The 20,632-nt window shown below is 45.6% G+C and carries 15 protein-coding genes and 1 tRNA gene; 5 read left to right on the top strand and 11 right to left on the bottom strand.

The genetic code is table 11. The features are described from left to right. The first annotated feature begins 30 nt into the window (after positions 1 to 30). A complete protein-coding gene (locus PNUC_RS03570) occupies positions 31 to 1,650 on the top strand; it encodes an NAD+ synthase (protein ID WP_011902527.1) in 1,620 nt (539 codons plus the stop codon). Between the two features lie 70 nt (positions 1,651 to 1,720). After that, positions 1,721 to 2,059 carry a P-II family nitrogen regulator gene (locus PNUC_RS03565; protein ID WP_011902526.1) on the top strand — a complete coding sequence of 113 codons (339 nt, stop codon included), beginning with the start codon at positions 1,721 to 1,723 and terminating at the stop codon, positions 2,057 to 2,059. A 30-nt stretch (positions 2,060 to 2,089) separates the two neighbouring features. Here the strand turns inward: PNUC_RS03565 and PNUC_RS03560 are convergent, their stop codons facing one another. Next, positions 2,090 to 3,094 (bottom strand): helix-turn-helix domain-containing protein, encoded by a 1,005-nt coding sequence (locus PNUC_RS03560; protein ID WP_011902525.1) that lies wholly within the window; start codon positions 3,092 to 3,094, stop codon positions 2,090 to 2,092. Between the two features lie 80 nt (positions 3,095 to 3,174). After that, complete coding sequence (locus tag PNUC_RS03555) at positions 3,175 to 3,804, bottom strand: response regulator transcription factor (protein WP_064721953.1); 630 nt, start codon at positions 3,802 to 3,804, stop codon at positions 3,175 to 3,177. A gap of 230 nt (positions 3,805 to 4,034) precedes the next feature. On the opposite strand from PNUC_RS03555, the gene ilvD reads away from it, so the two are divergent. Beyond that, the gene (gene ilvD, locus PNUC_RS03550; RefSeq protein WP_011902523.1) at positions 4,035 to 5,729 is read left to right on the top strand and encodes a dihydroxy-acid dehydratase; all 1,695 of its coding nucleotides are present in this window, start codon (positions 4,035 to 4,037) and stop codon (positions 5,727 to 5,729) included. Positions 5,730 to 5,787: 58 nt separating this feature from the next. Here the strand turns inward: ilvD and PNUC_RS03545 are convergent, their stop codons facing one another. From PNUC_RS03545 to PNUC_RS03500, 9 genes are all read right to left on the bottom strand, one after another. Beyond that, on the bottom strand, positions 5,788 to 6,240 hold the full coding sequence (locus tag PNUC_RS03545) for a copper chaperone PCu(A)C (protein ID WP_011902522.1): 453 nt from the start codon (positions 6,238 to 6,240) through the stop codon (positions 5,788 to 5,790). A 31-nt stretch (positions 6,241 to 6,271) separates the two neighbouring features. Then, positions 6,272 to 6,748, bottom strand: a complete 477-nt coding sequence (locus PNUC_RS03540; RefSeq protein WP_011902521.1) for a TlpA family protein disulfide reductase — start codon at positions 6,746 to 6,748, stop codon at positions 6,272 to 6,274. Continuing rightward, positions 6,745 to 7,998, bottom strand: coding sequence for a sialidase family protein (locus PNUC_RS03535; protein ID WP_011902520.1), 1,254 nt, complete (start codon positions 7,996 to 7,998; stop codon positions 6,745 to 6,747). The genes PNUC_RS03540 and PNUC_RS03535 overlap by 4 nt, the downstream gene beginning before the upstream one ends. Continuing rightward, positions 7,998 to 10,196, bottom strand: a complete 2,199-nt coding sequence (locus tag PNUC_RS03530; protein WP_011902519.1) for a TonB-dependent receptor — start codon at positions 10,194 to 10,196, stop codon at positions 7,998 to 8,000. The genes PNUC_RS03535 and PNUC_RS03530 overlap by 1 nt, the downstream gene beginning before the upstream one ends. A 74-nt stretch (positions 10,197 to 10,270) precedes the next feature. Continuing rightward, a complete protein-coding gene (locus PNUC_RS03525) occupies positions 10,271 to 10,642 on the bottom strand; it encodes a DUF2946 domain-containing protein (protein ID WP_048812074.1) in 372 nt (123 codons plus the stop codon). Positions 10,643 to 10,757: 115 nt separating this feature from the next. Further along, positions 10,758 to 12,011 carry an oxalate/formate MFS antiporter gene (gene oxlT / locus PNUC_RS03520; protein ID WP_011902517.1) on the bottom strand — a complete coding sequence of 418 codons (1,254 nt, stop codon included), beginning with the start codon at positions 12,009 to 12,011 and terminating at the stop codon, positions 10,758 to 10,760. Between the two features lie 748 nt (positions 12,012 to 12,759). Beyond that, positions 12,760 to 12,835, bottom strand: a tRNA-Thr gene (locus PNUC_RS03510). A gap of 15 nt (positions 12,836 to 12,850) precedes the next feature. Continuing rightward, the gene (locus tag PNUC_RS03505; RefSeq protein ID WP_011902516.1) at positions 12,851 to 13,324 is read right to left on the bottom strand and encodes a cyanophycin metabolism-associated DUF1854 family protein; all 474 of its coding nucleotides are present in this window, start codon (positions 13,322 to 13,324) and stop codon (positions 12,851 to 12,853) included. Continuing rightward, positions 13,321 to 15,654 carry a cyanophycin metabolism-associated ABC transporter gene (locus PNUC_RS03500; protein ID WP_011902515.1) on the bottom strand — a complete coding sequence of 778 codons (2,334 nt, stop codon included), beginning with the start codon at positions 15,652 to 15,654 and terminating at the stop codon, positions 13,321 to 13,323. The genes PNUC_RS03505 and PNUC_RS03500 overlap by 4 nt, the downstream gene beginning before the upstream one ends. 201 nt (positions 15,655 to 15,855) lie before the next feature. On the opposite strand from PNUC_RS03500, the gene PNUC_RS03495 reads away from it, so the two are divergent. Both PNUC_RS03495 and cphA read left to right on the top strand, forming a co-directional pair. Then, positions 15,856 to 18,048, top strand: coding sequence for a cyanophycin synthetase (locus tag PNUC_RS03495; protein ID WP_011902514.1), 2,193 nt, complete (start codon positions 15,856 to 15,858; stop codon positions 18,046 to 18,048). Continuing rightward, positions 18,049 to 20,619, top strand: a complete 2,571-nt coding sequence (gene cphA / locus PNUC_RS03490; RefSeq protein WP_011902513.1) for a cyanophycin synthetase — start codon at positions 18,049 to 18,051, stop codon at positions 20,617 to 20,619. It begins immediately after the preceding gene. Positions 20,620 to 20,632 lie beyond the last annotated feature (13 nt).

Raw genomic sequence — 20,632 nt, 5'->3', positions numbered from 1 at the left:
TCAGCAATAACTAACGGCCTATAAATCGGAGTGAGCGCGCAAAAAATTGCCCTAGCCCAAATAAATCCCTTATTAGGTGATTTGGGTGGGAACGCGCAGCTCATTCTGAAAGCCTCTCAGGATGCCTTTAAACAAGGCGCCAAACTCGTAGTAACGCCAGAGCTATCGCTCACTGGCTACCCTCCAGAAGACTTACTCTTGCGCCCTGCTTTCATTCAGGCGTCTGAGCGTGAGCTTGATTTGCTCATGCAGGAACTCACTGCTTATCCAGATCTCACCGTCATCGTGGGTCACCCAAAACAAACAGATGCAGGACTGCAAAACTATGCATCGGTTTTACGTAACGGCAAAGTCATTGCCGGTTACGCCAAACAAGAATTACCTAATCACGAAGTATTTGATGAGGTGCGTTACTTTGTCCCAGGAAATCGAGCGTGTGTATTTGAATGCGCGGGCATTCACTACGGATTAATCTTATGTGAAGATGCGTGGCACCCAGGGCCAGCAAAACAATCACACGCCGCTGGTGCGCAAATACTCTTAGTACCAAATGCCTCACCCTACCACCTGAAAAAAGAAGCGCTGCGTATTGACGTATTGCGAAGCCATATTCATAAAACTCACATGCCTTTGGTATATGTCAATTCAGTGGGTGGTCAAGATGAATTGGTCTTTGATGGTGGCTCATTTGCACTCAATGCCACAGGCGAAGTTGTCATGGCTCTACCCCAATTTGAAACCGCTCTAGGGTATGTAGAAGTCAGCAGTGCTGGACAGCTAAAAAAAGGGGTAATTGCTCTACCCCAAAGCGTTGAGGCACAGGCTTATCAAGCTCTAGTGCTAGGTGTAAGGGATTACGTCACCAAAAATCGCTTTCCAGGGGTCATTATTGGCCTCTCTGGCGGGGTGGATTCAGCATTGGTGCTTGCCGTTGCAGTAGATGCCCTAGGCGCCGACAAGGTTCGCGCCGTGATGATGGCATCACGCTATACGGCTGACATCTCTTGGATCGATGCACGCGAATTAGCTGACAACCTTGGCGTTCGATATGATGAGATTCCCATTAGCGGTCCAGTAGACGCATTAGAACAATCATTGGCAGAACAATTTAAAGGCATGAAGGTTGATGCCACAGAAGAAAATATACAAGCACGCGTGCGTGGAACGATGCTCATGGCGCTATCCAATAAAACTGGTCGATTGGTTTTAACCACCGGAAACAAGAGTGAAATGGCCGTGGGTTACTGCACTTTATATGGCGATATGGCTGGCGGATTTGCGGTCATTAAAGATATTGCTAAAACACTGGTGTATCGTCTTTGCGCCTATCGCAATAGTATTAAACCAGTAATTCCTGAACGTATTTTGACGCGTGCCCCTTCCGCTGAATTGCGCCCCGATCAAACCGATCAAGATAGCTTGCCGTCCTATGAGGTATTAGATGGCATTGTTGAACGCTATATGGAACAAAATCAATCTATCGAGGAAATGATTGCCGCTGGATTTGATGCCGAGAGTGTTGAGAAGGTGACTCGCCTGATCAAACTTAATGAGTACAAGCGTCGCCAAGCGCCTCCAGGAGTACGCGTGACGACTCGCGCCTTTGGCCGAGACTGGCGCTACCCCATCACCTCTCAATTTAGAGCTTAGGACAGCAAAAAGACTTGAATTTGGTGGTTTGCTCCAGTTCTAGGTATGATTACCGCAATAGGGGGAATAAATGAAATTAATTACATCAATCATTAAGCCGTTCAAGCTCGACGAAGTACGAGAAGCATTGGCAGAGGTTGGCGTTACTGGCCTGACCGTTACCGAAGTAAAAGGTTTTGGCCGTCAAAAAGGTCATACTGAACTTTATCGTGGTGCCGAGTATGTGGTGGACTTTTTGCCCAAGGTAAAAGTAGAAGCTGTTGTTCCTAGTGATCGCGTTGAAGCAGCGCTCGAGGCAATTACTAAAGCAGCACGTACTGGAAAAATTGGTGATGGCAAAATTTTCGTTACCCCGGTAGAACAAGTCATTCGCATTCGCACTGGCGAAACCAACGAAGCTGCTGTTTAATTAATAGCCGCTTTACACACCTAGACTGAGTTACTGACGTATCTGAGTCTCTACTGGAGCGTCAGGCTGAATAATGATTTCAGCTGGCTCCAAAATAATTGTCTTATCACTAGTATTACCAATGCGCACCTTGGCGCCTTGGTAATACATGTCCACTTTATTTAATCCAGCTGTAAGGACTTTAAATGGGGGTTTTCCAAAGACGCTGATTCCAACCCCTGGCTCCAAGCTCTTATTTTGTGTTTTTCCACCAGCATCGATTACGCAGACTGTCTGAGCTGTCTTGGACTGAAGATAAACCATATTCCCCGGCTTCTTAGGCACATCGGGCCTGTAGTTCAGTGGACTAGAGTCTAGCGGTGGACACTCGCTAGCTGCAGCCACAGCAGGCGCAGATGCAACTGGTTCTGGCGCTACTGCTGCAGGCGCCAGAGCTTCTGACTTCTGCTCGGTTACTGGGGCTTGCGGCGCCTCTTCAATAATAACGATATCTTCTTCTTTGGGAGGCTCAGGGAAAAATAATGGTCGTAAATTGATTACGGAGAAGGCTACAGCAGCTGCAATAATGATTAAGAAAAATATTTTTTTCTTCGCGCCTAATCCTGAGGATTTTTTACTAAATCCCATTCCAGACGATGATAGCTCTGGTGAATACAGGGATGGCTTCGATGATTTTTTTTCTAAGATCTTGGGAGCCTCGGGCTGAGATACCTTTTCAAATAATGCAGTCTGCGCTTCTTTCACCTCAATCTCTTCCACTGCATTTTTGTCATTACTTTTAATTTCTGAAGCAATGTCACCCAAATCGAAAGCTTCACTTTCTGAAATCTTTAAGATGCCCGCTACTTTTTTAGCCGCAGTAACTTTTACTTGAGTGCCGTAAAAAGAGCTGGTCTCACCATTTTCAATTTGTTCTATTTGACGCACTGATAGACAAGTCATTCCAGACAAGTCTTTGGTGTTAAGGCCAAGCGCTTCTCTAGCCTTGGTAAAGGCCTCTTTACGAATCTCAGGAAGCTTGGTGGATTTACTCACGACTGATTAACCATCTCATATGTAGGTACACGCTCATAGTAATACCAAAATGGAGCAGGAGTAATTAGCCATATAGCCAATTATTTAGATAAAGGATGGCTCTCGAGATCAGACTCGAGATATTTCTTCACTAGCGTTTGAACAGAATCCGCATGCATCTTATCCATCACCCTGGCCTTATGGACCTTAATAGTGGCGTCGGTTGTACCCAATTTGACCGCAATATCTTTGTTTAGCAAGCCTTTAACTAGCCAAGCACATACTTCACGCTCCCTCGGGGTCAGGTTCTCATAGTCTCTTTTAGTCTCGACATCCAAAGAGACTCGCTTGAGTTGACGACCATCAAAATCAATCGCGTCTGCCACTGATTGCAATAATTCTTCAAGATTGAAGGGCTTAAATAAAAAGTCTAAGGCTCCTTTTTTAAGCCCTCGAACGATTTGATGGGGATGGCTTTGCCCGCTCACAAAAATAATAGGGGTTTTTCTGCCCAATTTAAGGAGCTTTTCTTGCAGATCAAGGCCATCGGTATCGGGCATCTGCATATCTAACAAAATGACTGCTGGCGCCACGGGCACTGACTTTTCTAAAAAAGCCTGGGCTGAAGCATAGTCATCAACGAGATAACCCAACTCACGCAACATCCTCGAAAGGGAAATGCGCATCGATTCGTCATCATCAATTAAGTAGATATGGCCGACTTTAGTCATTGAACTCAAAGGCAAAAAATGAAGATGTATTTAATGTATAGCAGCCTGCATATCCTGGCTATTAGCTTATAAGCTAATAAAATAGGACATTCATTCTGTGTGCTATCGTTATTTATTGCGGTGCACCATTAATGACCGTTATCACTGCTATTGAAGTTACTGCGCCTTGAATTGCATCTCACGGCACAATAGTGTCTTTTAAAACAAATCTTTTCTGGAGATAAATAAGCATGAAACGCCTCAATGAACGCTCTCGCATGGTTACCGAGGGGGTCGCTCGCGCACCCAATCGTTCGATGTACTACGCGATGGGTTACGAAGAAAAGGATTTCGTAAAACCAATGGTTGGCGTTGCAAACGGCCACTCCACTATTACCCCTTGCAATAGTGGCTTACAAAAATTAGCTGATGCCGCAGTTGAAGCTCTAGAAGCAGCTGGCGCAAAAGCACAAGTATTTGGTACGCCAACCGTTTCTGATGGTATTGGTATGGGTACTGAGGGTATGAAGTATTCCCTCGTCTCACGAGAAGTGATTGCTGACAGTATTGAAGTTTGTGTAAACGGTCTTTGGCAAGATGGCGTAGTAGTCATTGGTGGCTGCGATAAAAATATGCCTGGTGGCATGATGGCTTTAGCTCGCACGAATGTACCTGGCATCTATGTATATGGTGGCACGATTAAGCCAGGCCACTTTAAAGGCAAGGAATTGAATATTGTTTCTGCATTTGAAGCAGTTGGTGAATTTACCTCCGGTCGATTGAGTGAAGAAGATTTAAAAGGTGTTGAGCAACACGCCTGCCCAGGTAGCGGCTCTTGCGGTGGAATGTACACGGCCAATACCATGAGCTCTTCATTTGAGGCTTTGGGTATGAGCTTGCCCTACTCTTCTACGATGGCAAACGTTGACGCTGAAAAAGTAGCGAGCGCTGCCGAATCAGCGCGCGTCCTCGTTGAAGCCGTTAAAAACAACCTGCGCCCACGCGACATCATTACCAAGAAATCCGTTGAGAATGCGGTTAGCGTCATCATGGCAGTTGGCGGTTCAACCAATGCAGTGTTGCATTTCTTGGCGATTACTAGTGCCGCTGAAATTGATTGGACAATTGATGACTTTGAACGGATTCGTAAGCAAGTCCCAGTCATCGTTGATATGAAACCCTCTGGCACTTATTTAGCAACTGACTTACACCAAGCTGGCGGTATTCCACAAGTCATGAAGATTTTGCTTGACGGTGGCCTGCTTCATGGCGATTGCATCACCATTACCGGAAAAACTATTGCTGAAGTATTAAAAGATGTTCCATCAGTGCCGCGCGCTGATCAAAAAGTCATTCGCACGCTAGACAACCCACTCTACAAGCAAGGTCACTTAGCGATTCTGAAGGGCAATATTTCTCCAGAAGGGTGCGTTGCCAAAATTACTGGCCTCAAGAATCCATCGATTACTGGCCCAGCTCGAGTCTTTGATTCTGAAGATGATGCGATGGCTGCCATCATGGCTCAGAAGATCAAAGATGGCGACATCGTGGTGATTCGTTACGAAGGCCCTAAAGGCGGTCCTGGTATGCGTGAAATGCTTGCCCCTACCTCTGCCCTAGTTGGTCAAGGTTTAGGCGAGTCAGTTGGCCTCATCACCGATGGTCGCTTCTCTGGTGGTACTTGGGGCATGGTAGTTGGTCACGTTGCTCCTGAGGCCTTTGTAGGGGGCACAATTGCCCTCATCAACGAAGGTGACTCAGTCACGATAGATGCTCACCAACTTCTTATTCAGCTCAACGTCAGCGAAGAAGAAATTGCTAAGCGACGCGCAGCTTGGAAACAACCTAAGCCACGCTATACCCGCGGCTTACTTGCGAAGTATGCAAGCCTTGCTAGTAGTGCGAGCAAAGGTGCTGTAACCGATTTGAATTTAGATTTGACCTAATTGGCGCATTAACAAAACAAAAGCCCCTAGGTAATACTAGGGGCTTTTTTATTACCCTTTACTTCGCTCCGACTGCATTTACTGGAAGCTTCAATTCCATCTCGCCTGCTTTAGCAAACTTGAGTTTTACTGGTACGGTTTGGCCGGCTACAAAAGGACCTTTTAAATTCATGAACATCAGGTGATAGCCGCCCGGCTTTAATTCAACACTACCATCTGCTGGTACAGCTATATCTTTCACTTGACGCATCTTCATGACATTACCGTCCATGGCCATTTCATGTAATTGCACTTCGCCTGCGGCGGGAGAGCTAGCGCCGATGAGTTGATCTGCATTCCCCTTGTTGTCAATCTTTAAAAAACCGCCTGCCACTTGCTGACCAGGGGCAGTTGCGCGCGTATACGCATTTTCAATTTTGATGTTGGTAAATGCAGGATTCTGCGCTAATGCTGAGCCGCCAAAGGCGATACCAATTACGGCACTCATTGCTACTAATACTGTTGATTTCATATTGATCCTTATAGTTTCATTATCAAAAAAATTATCCAGCCTGCGAATACCACTGCTTCAACTTATCAAAATCGAGGCTGCCTGTTTTACGTATTACTTTACCGTTTCTATCAATCAATAAGGTAAATGGGGTTTCTCCACGCCATTTAGGATCAATCTCATAACGAAGAGAGTCATCAAAAGGTGTTGCTAAAGTATAAGAGGCTGAAGAACTGATGTTCGCTATATTGAGCATCTTTATTACACTCTCAGATGAAACATCATCAACCTGAATAAAAACGATATTCGCATTTTTATTTTGTGCAAGAAACTTACCCCATAAAGGCATTTCTTTGGCACACGGTGCACAGGTAACGCCCCAAAAATGAATGATGACAGTCTGTCCAGCATAAGGCTTCATTAAAGTCTTCCAGTCACCCTTCTGATAGGGCTTTACTGTTTCGCCGCCTGCCATGACCGATTGCATCATTACAAATAAGCATGTGAAAACGATAAGAAATTTTTTCATGGGTTGGAGTTTAAGGGAATGAGTTGATATCCGTCTGCCCGAGTCAGCCAAGATAAAAATACCAAATCACCTTTATTAATTAATAAAGGATGATCTGAATAGCCATTTGTCTGGCTTAACTGCTTTGGTGTAGACCAAGTTTTTCCATCATTAGAAGATTGCTGTAAATAGATGGTGGTGTTGATGCCGTCAAACTCTTTCCAGACCAGCCAGATTGATGATCCCAAGGCTAACAAGTAAGGGCGGGAAACATTGCTACCCTCCTTGCCAATCCGGATCGGCTTAGAGTATGTAGCGCCTTGATTATTGGAGTTAGCATAAAACACGCCAGAGCGGGCTTTGCCTTGGGTAAACCAAGCTACGTGCATTTTTCCAGACCCTGAAACTGCAATCGTAGGTCCATGGTGTGGGCAGGCATCAGTCTTCCACTCATCGTGGGATACCCGTTGTACCTTGCCCATGGCTGTCTGAGAAATAATTTGAGAGGCATGATCCCGTACACCGCCTGGGAAGATTGCCCTATAAATAATTGCCACACCACCCTGCGGATCATTAGCGGCGCCGATACGGCAACATTCGCAGCTGCTCTCATTGGCAATCCTCTCTGGCGAAAAGGTGTCACCACCATCATTTGAAAATGCATAAGCAATAGATCCACCTAGAACAGAGTGGCCACTTTTCTTAGCCTGAGCAACCAAGCGTTTATCGATCCAGGCAATAAAAATAGAGCCGTCAGGACGCTTAATAACCGACGGAAATCGCTGACTAGACCCATCATTAACCAATGATCTAGGAGTTGAAAATGTATGGCCCCAATCCGATGATTGAGCGACATTGATTTGCGCATTCCAGTTAGAGTCTTTGAAAAAGGCATAAGCGAGAAAAACGTTTCCACGATCGTCGGCCACAATTTGTGGTCGCGAATCCGCGCCTGTATCCAAAGATTTACCATGCTCACCAATGATGACTGCTGGGCCAAAGCTCTTGCCCATATCATCTGACTGCGCCACTGATACAGAGCCTCCTGCAGTCCAAGCTAACAACAACCTGCCATCAGTAGTTAAAAAAGGTGTAGCACCATTAGCACAATCCAGACTGGTGCTAGTGCATGCCGTTGGTTTGGCGGGCATCATCATGCCAGCATGCGAGGAATGGTCCATCTGCGCCCATGAAAGCGCAGAGACAACGCACCCTAAAGCCCCTAGTAAAAGGGCTTTAGATGGCAATTTAGGGAACAAGTTTTTAGACATTAGAAGATGATACGCGCGCCAACGGTAATCGATTGAGGCTGCCCAGCAATATAACTGCCTTGGCTAGTGCCTGTCCCGTAAGTAATATAGGTGCGATTAAACATATTCACAATAGAGGCAAATAAAGAAGCTTGAGGAGTGAGTTGAAGATTTGCCTTTAAACCAACTACCGCATAGGAAGGAACCGGTAAAGTATGTGCCCCATCTAACCAAGAATTTCCAATATAACGAATGTTGGCAGTCAAATTAGCATAAGGAACCGGCATATATGTGAGACCTGCATAGCCCATATTTTGCGGGACTCCACCCACCTGGGAGCCAATCGGATTTAGCGTTGAACTAACACCCGATCCTATCCATGTAAGTACTGTATTGGTATGGGTATAAGTTCCATCTACAAGCCATTGAGCATTTATGTCATGGTGTGCTTGAACTTCCAAGCCTTGGCTCTGAAGATTTTGATTATTACCGTACAAAGTATAGGTTTGACCATTCGCTCCAGTACAGACTGATAAAGGACAACCGGCAGAATAAGCTTGTGCTTGTGAAACATTAGGGGCATAGACTGCGTTTTTAACCTGAGCACTAAAACCTGTTATCTGCACAAAACCTGCGTTCCAACGGTAGTCAGTACCGAGTTCATAGCCTGTCATATTCTCTGGAGTAAGCAAAGGATTTGCAAGGCTCACACTTGTAGAGTTGCCATAAGTACGAAGAGTGTTATTCAAGCCAGGGGCATGAAATCCTTGATACGCGGCGCCTCTAAAATCCAATTCTTTAGTGGCCTGCAAAAGTAATCCTAAATTTGGGCTGAACTTATTCACAGTTTGGTTTGGTACATTGGTATAGCTTGGCTTTCCATTTGCACCAGCGATCCAATAGGTTGGGGTTTGGCTTTGCCACTGATCTTCCCTAAGTGAAAGCGTTGCTTGCAATGGGATCACATCTGTTTTTGCTTTCATTTGCGCCATTACTCCATAAAACTCTTGCTGGCCCTTTGCATAGTCAGATGAAGTCACTACTCCATTGGTATAACCAGCGGCAGAACTAAAGGAATTAGTTAAGTTTTGCGCAGCTACCTGCCTGCCATCAACGCTCACAACAAACTGTTGTATTGCCTGGTCTTTTAAGTCATGGGTGTATTGAGCAGACGCACCAGTTGTTGAATAAGGGTCGTTATAGTTCGCGCTAATGTAAGGAGCGCTTGTGCCGCTATTACTTACATTTTGTTGCCACAATGTTGTGTTTTCATAGAATGCATTTACTTGAACCTTTTGCACTGCGCTTAAACGTGTTGTTGCCCCAGCTGAAAAGGTTGTCTCATTGGTCGTTTTGGTCGCGAAGTTATAACCGCCAGTTGGCAGGTTCTGCATATTGTGAGAACCGACGTTAAAAAAAACGTCAGTATCTGAGCTCAACTTCAACGCACCCTGCAAACGATAGTTAGCACTATTGGCGCTTTCTGGTCCCATACCTGGCAAAAGAGGAGCTGACTGGCCGTAAGCATTCTTCTTGGGATAGGTCGTTGCAGGAGAGATGGTTGGCTGATTGACGTAACCATCTGTATTAAAGTAATCGGCAGATACGCGCAATTTCAGCACTTCATTAATAGCAACTTCTTTTGAGGCTGCAACAGTACTAGTGTTATAGGAACCATAACTTGCGGAAATTTCACCCTTGTTATCTGTAATTGGCTTAGTAGTGATATTTACCAAGCCACCCATTCCATAGTTACCGTATAAATTGGAGACACCTCCACGAATAAGCTCAACATCTTCAATGGCAGAAAGGGGTACCAAGTTCCACTGTATAGTCCCGTACATGGCGTCATTCGCCGGCAACCCATCGATTAAAGCCAAAGTACGCGCGTTACCCAATCCACGTACATTTAAACTTTGGCCCGTTGGATCTTTTTCATAATAGGGTTGATCATTCAAAAAAACGCTCGATTGATTTTTTAATACCTGATCAATCGTCATGCTCGGAGAATTTTGAATATCCTCATTAGTAATAATCGAGGTATTCTGTGTCATATCCTTTAATTCAGTTCCAGAACGACTCGCGCTCACAACAACATCACCAATTCTCTGCCCATAATCAGGTGGTGGTGCTATTTGCGCACGCACTCCAGCGCTGATGAAGGCCGACCCAAAAAGTATGCCGATGCAAAGGCTGATTCTCTTTTGCTTGAACAACATTTTAATTTCCCCACTCTATTGCAGCAACACTGTTTGTTGCCAACTACATAGCTAGGCTATGCCCTAAAAAATAATTAGGCTTGTGCGGGAGGTGCAGCTGAAGGAGGTGTAAACCAAACAGTGAGAGGCCTGGGTGATTGATAGAAAAGCTTTGGAAGCAACGCAAAAGATGTTGGCGCTTCAAATGTGAGATTGGTATTAAATGCTGGCGTGATCAAGCTATGAGTAACGCAATATGGACAAGGTTGCATTTGATGGGCAACGTCTTGATCGTCGCCCTGAACATCAATCTGCATCTTGCTGCCATCAACAGAGCAAATTTCCATCGCAAACCCTTGGCCATGCTTAGCAAACGAAACTGCTTGAGAAACCGCAGGAGCCAAAGCACTCATCGCTATAGCTAGAGCTGCGATCCAGTGAATGAGGCGGTTTTTATGGAAATTCATGATGGGGAGATTTTATATGACTTTTCCTTCCTCGATCATGAGTCAGTCTGCTTAATTGGTGCAGGCAATAAAAAAGGAGTCCGAAGACCCCTTTTGTCAGAATGACGTTGCTGTTTTAATGACCGGCATTCTTGTTGGCTTCTTCAATAAAGCGCTTGCGAGCTGGCGCCAAAATGAACTTAGCTGCAAACGCCGCGGTAATTGTAACAATTGCACCCGCTACAAAAACCGTATTCCAATCACCAGTTGATGAAAGAACAGATGCCAAAGGCACCAATAGAGAAGCGGTTCCTTTTGCTGTGTATAAAGTACCGGCATTACCAGCTGCATTTTTTACACCAAATGTATCCGCACAGATCGCTGGGAAGATCGAGAAAATTTCACCCCAAAACAAGAAGATCAATGCAGCAAAAGTCATAAATGCATATGGATCATGTCCAAAATGCATCAACCCTAGCATCGATAAGCCCTCGCCAAAGAAGACGAAGAACATAGTGTTTTCACGACCAAAGCGATCTGAAATAAATCCACATAGTGGGCGAGTGAAACCATTGCATAGGTTATCAATTGATAAAGTCATTGTGAGCAGCGGCAAGGTAGTGCCAAATAAGATCATCGGCAATTTCGCAAGACCCCAATCCTTAGCAATCGGTCCAATTTGCGCCGTCACCATCAAACCCCCAGCGGCTACAACAACAAAAATGACATAGATTAGCCAAAATAAAGGTTTTTTAATCATTTGACCAGAGGTATAGTCCACCTTAGTGGTAACGATACGAGGAGCTGCCTGCACGCCCTTAGGAGGCGTTGGTTTTGTCATCAATAAAGCCAACAAGAAAATCAGTGCGCCTTGTGCAAGACCAAAGAATAGAAAGGCATGCTCATAGCCATCTGCCAGAATCATATTGCCAATTGGAATTACCGTAATCGCTGCACCAGCTCCAAAGCCTGCTGCAGTTAAACCAGCAGCGAGACCACGCTTATCCGGAAACCATTTCAGCGCATTACCAACGCAAGTGCCGTAAACGCAACCAGCACCAATACCAGCAACAACAGCTGCTGCATAAAGCATTTCGAGTGAAGTTGCATAACTATCCATCACCCAACCAGCTGCAGCAAATACAGAGCCGATCAGAATAACAATGCGAGGTCCAAATTTATCAACCATCCAACCTTCAACTGGAACCAGCCAAGTTTCTACTACGATAAAGATTGAGAAAGAGAGTTGGATTGCAGATAAAGCCCAGCCAGTTTTAATCTGAATGGGGTTAACAAACAAAGTCCATGCATATTGAAGATTGGCAACCAATCCCATGCAAATAATTCCGAATACTAACTGCGCCCAACGGTTATGCCATGGCTTACTCACGATTTATGCTCTCCTGATTATTTCTTTTTTTAGATTACGCACCTTCTTTAGGGGCTCAGTAATTCTCAGACATCAACCCTTTAATTATCTTGATGATCATCAAGATAATTTCATTTGCGCACTAGTGATTACCCCTAAGCCAAGAGATTGAATTGCAAGTTATTCACACTCCTTTTTATCAGTCATGATGAATAAAAAAGCCACCTAAAAAGAAGGTGGCTTTTCTAGATAACTACTTTTTTGAATTACATACCGCGATATGCGCCATCAAAATCATAGTGACGGGATTGCTGCTGAGCAGCTGGTTTGCTTTCAGAAAAAAGCTGGTTGAACATATTCAATAGAACAGTCATTTGAATCTCCTTAAGGGTTAGTACCTAGAGTTTAACCCTAATGTTATTGCATAGCAATAATCAATTTCGTATTATGAAAAAGAATCAACAAAAAACCATTGGTTTTGAACGATTAAAAAATGAGTTTGGGCGTTTGGGGCTTGTACTGCCTGCGCTAATCTCTTGCAGCTCTGCCTGTTTTTCCAGTATTCCGCTGGAGGGACTGTCTCCCGATCTCACCCGAAGCACCGGGCGGTTAACAACTTATTTCTTTGAGGGGCTGCCACATCCGTGACTTTGCGCCTATTGGTTCTAGTGCCAACCCCTTGGTTAGAACGAGTTCCAACCAGAAGTAACACTGTATTCCTTTATTTCCCAAAAGTCAAGCAATTTAGTCAAGTATTTGCTCGTAAAGGTGGTGCCGCTTGCCGGAATCGAACTGGCGACCTTTTCATTACGAATGAACTGCTCTACCAACTGAGCTAAAGCGGCTAGGCTAAAGAAAGATTAGCGAAAGCGATCGAGGATTTTTTTGCTGACTTTATCGAGCTGCGTAGAGTCTTTGATTAAAAACTGCAAACCATTGGAATCAGCAATCAACAAAGTATTGCCTGCGATGCGTCGAATGTCTTCTTCGCCTTTTAAGCGAATACGAGTTGACCCACGATCTGTTTCGATATCCCAAATACTTGGCGTAGCAAATGTAGACACCTTGGTAATTTTTTCAATTACCGGCATAAATTCTCGAGCAGCCAAGTCTTCTTCAATCATAGCCAACTCTGCTACAGGAATGCTAGCAAGGTCAGGATACCAATGAAGCTCTTTACCAGATTGATCCATGATGCCAATACCAGCATCATGCGCTGTAATAGGAAACGCTCTCACCGGATGAACGCCTACATGGTGATGTCCGTTGGCATCTATATATACGAGACGACCTAAAGCATCGCGCTCAAGTAATTGAGTGTGATTCGAACTCATACGCCTCCTCCAATATCCTTGGCCGCTTCTTCTAAACGCTCTTCTTGGCGCTCCTCCAAACTCTCGCCAATCGCACCACCCTCAACTAATTCAGCTGCATGACGCAACTGGGCTTGGTACAAGACGTAATAAGCACCTTGGGCCTCCATTAACTGGTCATGAGAGCCAATTTCGACAATCTCCCCTTTGTCCAACACCACGAGGCGGTCAGCCTTTCTGAGTGTGGAGAGACGGTGCGCAATCGCAATGGTTGTGCGGCCTTTAACCAAGTTATCCAAAGCACGCTGAATTTCTTTCTCAGTAGTGGTGTCAACCGATGAGGTTGCCTCATCCAGAATGAGAATGGCTGGATTAATTAAGAGCGCGCGTGCAATAGAGATACGTTGACGCTCACCGCCAGATAAGGATTGGCCACGCTCACCAACCAAAGAGTCATAACCCAAAGGAAGTCGCAAAATAAAATCATGCGCATGTGCTGCGCGCGCTGCTTCAATAATTTCTTCTCGTGTCGCATCCGGTTTGCCGTAGGCAATATTTTCTGCAATGGTGCCAAAGAATAAGAAGGGCTCTTGCAATACCAGACCAATACATTTGCGGTAATCAGCAATACCAATGCTACGAATATCGCGCCCATCTAAAGCAATGGATCCTGAGCTCACATCATAAAAACGGCAGATTAAATTCACCAAGGTGCTCTTACCTGAACCGCTATGCCCTACTAACCCGATCATTTCACCTGGGGCAATATCCAAATCAATCCCCTTGGAAACTGCACGATTGCCATAGCGGAAACCGACGCCACGCAAGGAGATACCACCTTTTACTGGTCCTAGAGGTGCAGGATTCATTGGCTCAGGAACGCTCGATACGTGATCCAAGATATCGAAAATACGCTTAGCACCAGCAGCGGCTTTTTGAGTGTGCGAAACAATACGACTCATCGAATCTAGGCGCACATAAAAGCGGCCGATGTAAGCCAGGAAGGCTATCAAAACACCAACGGAGATTCTTCGATGGGCTACTTGCCAAATACCAAATCCCCAAACAACCAATAAGCCTGTCTCGGTTAAGAGCGTGACTGTTGGAGAAAATAATCCCCAAACTCGATTCACGCGATCATTAATGAGTAGATTGTGCTTATTGGAATCTACAAAACGTTTGAGCTCACGGTCTTCTTGAGCAAAGGCCTTAACAACACGAATGCCAGGAATGGTATCGGCCAAAATATTCGTTACTTCAGACCAGATGCGATCAATCTTCTCAAATCCAAAACGCAATCGATCACGCACTGCATGAATCATCCACACAATGAAAGGCAACGGTGCTAAGGTCACTAATGCAAGCAATGGATCAATCGATACTAAGATCGCAGCCGTCATCGTGATCATCAGCACATCGGTTATGAAGTCCAATGCGTAAAGGGATAGAAAGACACAGATGCGATCGGTCTCGGCACCAATACGGGCAATTAAGTCACCAGTTCGCTTACCACCAAAATACTCGAGTGAGAGTTTGAGTAAGTGTTCAAAAGTCGTATTACGTAAATCAGCGCCGATCCGTTCGCTCACTAATGCAAGCAAATACGTTTTCCACCAACCTAATCCCCAGGCGACGATAGAGGCGCCAAATAAAGCTAACAGATATTTAGTGGCTAAATGAAAATCTATCGGGTTGCCACGCTCATAAGGAATCAAAACATGATCCATTAAAGGCATTGTTAAATAAGGCGGAATTAATGTCGCGCCTGTGGACAGCAAGGTCAAAATAAAACCAAGTAAGAGCTGGTGTTGATAAGGCTTAGCAAAACGCCAAAGCTTAAACAAGGTCCAGGTGGATGCTGGCTTGTCATCTTCTGGATCACAAGTTGGGCAGATATCCGAATTGGCTGGCTTAGGACTTAAGCAAACAGGGCACACTTGCTTGTCATACTCACTTGCCTCGCCATGTGCCTCTTGATCACCGCGTGTCAGCTGTCTAAAGCTTGATTGCAAACGCAAGACTTGGGGGTTTACCGCCAAAGTGAAATACCAAATTCTTTGTAGATTTTGCTCAGTTTCGAGACTCAATCGACCTACTCCGGCATGGTCCCCGTGAACCAAATGCTCGCCAGACCCTAATGGCCATGACTCAAAACGAGTGCCGTCAGTCCAAAATAGACCCTGCTCTGTTAGCCAAAGTAGGCTTTTTTCAAAGCGCAACTCTGCATCTAAATCGAGTTCAACCCATGCCAGTACTGCCTCTTGGCTCCGCATGGGGGATGGTGGGGCCTCAAGAATCATCAGCCAATGACTTGGCATCGCAGGGGCAAAAGGTAGGATTTCTGGCTTCATTTAGCTTAAAAGTATAGTTGAGCCAGATTTTTTAGATTTATTAATCATGTCAACTTAAGGGGCAAGAAAACCGTTAAATTAGCTAACGAAGCCTTTTTATGTATTTTTGCAATTTTTGTGGATTTTGACTAAAACTAGAACTAGAGAGACCGTCTGATACGCCAACCCCAAAAACTGGCGCTGACCATCGCAACACCATACATGCCCCAATTACTAGACAAATCCATTGAGATCCTAAGCGTCAAGCATCTCCGTGGTCCCAATATGTGGACTTACCATCCCATTATTGAGGTTTGGATCGATATTGGAGATCTTGAAGATTACCCCTCAAATCTCATTCCCGGTTTTTATGACCGCTTAGTCAAATCGCTTCCCAGCTTAATAGAACATCGTTGCAGCTATGGCGAAACTGGCGGATTCCTCAAGCGCGTTGAAGAAGGCACCTGGCCCGCTCACATCTTGGAGCACATCACATTAGAGCTACAAAATCTTGCTGGCATCCCCGGTGGTTTTGGCAAAGCTCGTGACGGGGATCGCAGAGGTGTTTACAAGGTGATGGTAAGCGCCATCAACGAAGAAGTTACTCTCACCGCACTGAAATACGCACGCGATCTTTATCTTGCTTTAGCACAAGACAATCAAGATTGCGTAGCATTGGTTCAAACTATTACTGAAAATCTTCGCGAGATCGGCGATGACTTGCTACTAGGGCCTAGCACTGCTTGCATCGTCAATGCAGCCGAAGAGCGTGGCATTCCCTCAATTCGTTTATCTGAAGGCAATTTAGTTCAGCTGGGTTATGGCGCAAAGCAGCGTCGTATTTGGACTGCTGAAACCGATCAGACTAGCGCCATTGCTGAAACTATTTCTAGAGATAAAGATCTCACCAAAAGCTTACTGGCTAGTGCTGGCGTGCCTATTCCTGAAGGCAGAACAGTTACTAGCCCCGATGATGCGTGGGAAGCAGCTCAAGATATCGGACTGCCTGTAGTGGTTAAACCAATTGATGGTAATCATGGTCGTGGGGTATTTATTAATCTCTACACTCAGCAAGAAATTGAAGCAGCTTATGCTGTTGCCATCGATGAGGGTAGTGAGGTTCTTGTCGAGCGTCATATTGTTGGAGATGAACATCGTCTACTGGTAGTTGGTAATAAAGTGGTAGCAGCCGCTAAAGGCGAAACTGTTTGGGTTACTGGCGATGGCAAACATAGCGTTCAAGAACTGATCCGACTTCAAATTAATTCCGATCCCCGTCGCGGCACTGCTGAAGAACACCCTCTTAATCCAGTCCGAATTGATTCTGCCGTCGAACTAGAGTTGGCGCGCCAACAATTGACAGGCGAAAGCATCCCCACTCTTGATCAAAAAGTACTTATTCAAAGCAATGGCAATGTGGCATTTGATGTAACTGATCTCATCCACCCTGATGTAGCGAGTCAAGTAGCATTAGCCGCTCGCGTAGTTGGATTAGAGATTGCAGGAGTTGACTTAGTTGCTCAAGATATCAGTCGGCCTCTCGCCGAACAAAATGCAGCTATCGTAGAAGTGAATGCTGGCCCAGGCTTGTTAATGCATTTGAAGCCTGCCAGCGGAAAACCTCAGCCTGTTGGCAAAGAAATTGCGAATCATCTTTTCCCTCCAGGAGTAGATTTCCGCGTACCTGTAGTGGGTGTGTGCGGTGAGAGCGGCAAAACACCCGTAGCTGAGATGATTGCCCACTTTTTGCGCCTTACTAACGTCTATGTTGGTCTTTCTTGCAGCAAGGGTTTATTTTTCGGCAACCGCGCGATTCCCAATACCAATGCATCCAATTGGGAAAATGCTCGCCGCACCCTTCTGAATCGCGCAGTTGAAGCCGTTGTAATTGAAAACAATCATCTGTCTATGCTGATTGAAGGCTTGGCATACGATCGCTGCCAGGTAGGCGTTGTTCTCAATGTCGATCCAAAGGCCAACTTTCCTCAATACGCCATCTATGATGAAGATCAGGTCTTTAGCGTAGTGAGGACTCAAATTGATGTGGTCTTACCTACTGGCATCGGCGTTCTCAATGCAGATGACCCAATGTGTATTCAGATGGCTGAATTGTGCGATGGCGAAGTGATTTACTTCAGTGAAAATGCTGACTCTGAAGTCATTCAGAAACATTTGCAAAATAATGGCCGGGCGGTATTGGTTGGCAAACAACAAATTACCCTTAAATCTGGCAAATTAGATCAGAAGTCTATTCCAGTTCCAAAGCACTCTGAGTCCAATAACGCTTCCCCGTGGAAGTCGATGAATTTAGGTGCTGCGATTGCGGCGGCATGGGCTCTAGATATACCATTTAATGTAATTGAAGCTGGTGCGGAAACATTCGTGCCAGACACTACCACTGCTACAGGGGCTTAATTGGAAATTACCCGTATTCGTATGTTGCGCGGCCCCAATTTATGGAGTCGCCATACCGCTTTGGAAGCAATTGTTTCTTGTGATGCCTCCGAGCGATCGATTGATTCCATTCCTGAGTTTGAAATCAAAATCCGTGAACGCTTTCCACAATTAGGTAGCATGCGTCGCGGTGGCCTTACTGAGCCACTCTCTCTGGCACATGCGCTAGAACATGCAGCGCTGGGCTTACAAGCTCAAGCGGGCTGCCCTGTTACCTTTAGTCGTACCGTTCAAACGGTAGATGAAGGCGTATATCAAGTAGTTGTTGAATACATCGAAGAAGTCGTTGGTCGCATGGCTTTTGACTTTGGCTTTGCCTTAATTCAAGCCACCTTAAATGATGCACCGTTCGATTTAGATGCTGCGCTATCAGAGCTTGAAGCGCTCTACGAAGATGTACGTCTTGGCCCTAGCACTGGCTCTATTGTGGATGCCGCGCTTCAACGCAATATCCCCTATCGCCGTATGACTGAAGGCAGCATGGTGCAATTTGGTTGGGGTAGCAAACAAAAACGTATTCAAGCAGCAGAAACGAGTAACACGAGTGCGATTGCTGAAGCAATTGCGCAAGATAAAGAACTAACCAAAAATTTATTAGCCGCAGCTGGTGTTTCTGTACCTATTGGTGAAGTGGTGACCAATGCTGATGATGCATGGCGCGCTGCCCAGAAAATTGGTGGCCCTATTGTTCTAAAGCCAAAAGATGGCAATCAAGGCAAAGGTGTCGTTGCTAATATTCAAACCGAAGAAGAAGTACGCGCCGGCTTTGAAGTTACTCAAGGCTTTGGCCGAGAAACTATTGTTGAGCGTTATTTACCAGGCGCAGACTATCGCCTACTGGTTGTTGGCAATCGTTTATCCGCTGCAGCTCGTCGAGAGCCAGCACAAGTCGTTGGTAATGGCAAACATACTATTGCCGAGCTCGTAGAAAAAGAAAATCAAAATCCTTTGCGTGGCGATGGCCATGCAACTGCCCTCACTAAAATCCGTTTTGACGATATTGCTCTTGCCCACCTGGCAAGCAATGACCTTTCCCCTCAATATGTGCCCAAGACTGGTGAGCGCGTTCTACTTCGTAACAATGCTAACTTGAGTACCGGTGGAACTGCTACAGACGTGACTGATGATGTGCACCCAGATGTTGCTGCTAGCGCTGTTGCTGCAGCCCAAATGATTGGCCTTGATATTGCTGGGGTAGACATTCTGTGTGAGGCAATCTATAAGCCGCTTGAGCAACAAGGTGGTGGCATTGTCGAAGTGAATGCGGCACCGGGTTTGCGCATGCATTTAAAGCCTTCTTACGGCAAAAGCCGCCCAGTGGGTGAAGACATCATTAATATGATGTTCCCGCCTGGTGAAGATGGACGTATTCCGGTAGTGGCTGTTACTGGAACAAATGGCAAAACGACAACCGTCCGCCTAATCTCACATCTATTAACCGAAACCGGTCTACGTGTAGGCATGACTGGTACTGATGGGGTCTATATCAACCATCGCGCGATTGATACCGGTGATTGCAGTGGTCCCAAGAGTGCTCGCAATGTACTGATGCACCCAGACGTGGATGCAGCGGTTTTAGAAACTGCCCGTGGTGGACTATTACGCGAAGGCTTAGGCTTTGATCGTTGCGAAGTCGCAGTGGTCACCAATATTGGCGAAGGCGATCATCTTGGTTTGAACTACATTACCAGCGTTGAAGATTTAGCCATCTTAAAGCGCGTGATTGTGCAAAACGTAGCACCAACTGGTGCAGCAGTGCTTAATGCCGCTGATCCCATGGTTGCCAAGATGGGTGACAAATGTTCTGGTCGTGTTATTTTCTTTGCTCAAAATCAGCACCATCCCGTCATTACCGCACACCGCGCAAAGAATAAAAAAGTAATCTATAACGATGGTACTTATATTGTGGCTTCCAAGGGCTCGCGCGTAATGTATCGCTTCCCTGTTAGTGAAATCCCTTTGACACAAAATGGTGTTCTAGGCTTTCAAGTAGAAAATGCAATGGCTGCCATCGGTGCGGCTTGGGCGTTAGGCTTGGATGCAGAAAAAATTGCTCGTGGCCTCAATAGCTTTGAAAGTACCGCGAACTCGGTTCCCGGTCGCTTCAATCAATTTCAGCACAATGGTGCTACGGTCATCGCCGACTATGGGCATAACCCAGATGCAATGCGCGCCTTGGCTAGCGCGATCACCGCAATGAAACCCAAACAAAGCCACGTAGTCATTAGTGGCGCAGGCGATCGTCGCGATGAAGATATCCGCGATCTCACCCGCATTCTGGGCAACTCTTTTGACAACATCATCTTGTATCAAGATGCTTGCCAGCGTGGTCGCGAAGATGGTGAAGTGCTTAAACTTTTACAAGAAGGTTTAGTGGGCGCAACGAAAGCCAAGCAAGTCAAAGAAATTCATGGTGAATTCCTAGCCATTGATACAGCCTTGAACGATATCTCTGCAGGTGATATCTGCTTGATTTTGATTGACCAGGTGGAAGAGTCTTTAGCTTATCTCAAAGAAAAAGTAAGGCCGTAAGTTTTTAGCGTTT

It is taken from the genome of Polynucleobacter asymbioticus QLW-P1DMWA-1, assembly GCF_000016345.1.
In the GTDB taxonomy this organism is placed as follows: Bacteria; Pseudomonadota; Gammaproteobacteria; order Burkholderiales; family Burkholderiaceae; genus Polynucleobacter; species Polynucleobacter asymbioticus.
This window is presented reverse-complemented; position numbering and strand designations above follow the sequence as displayed.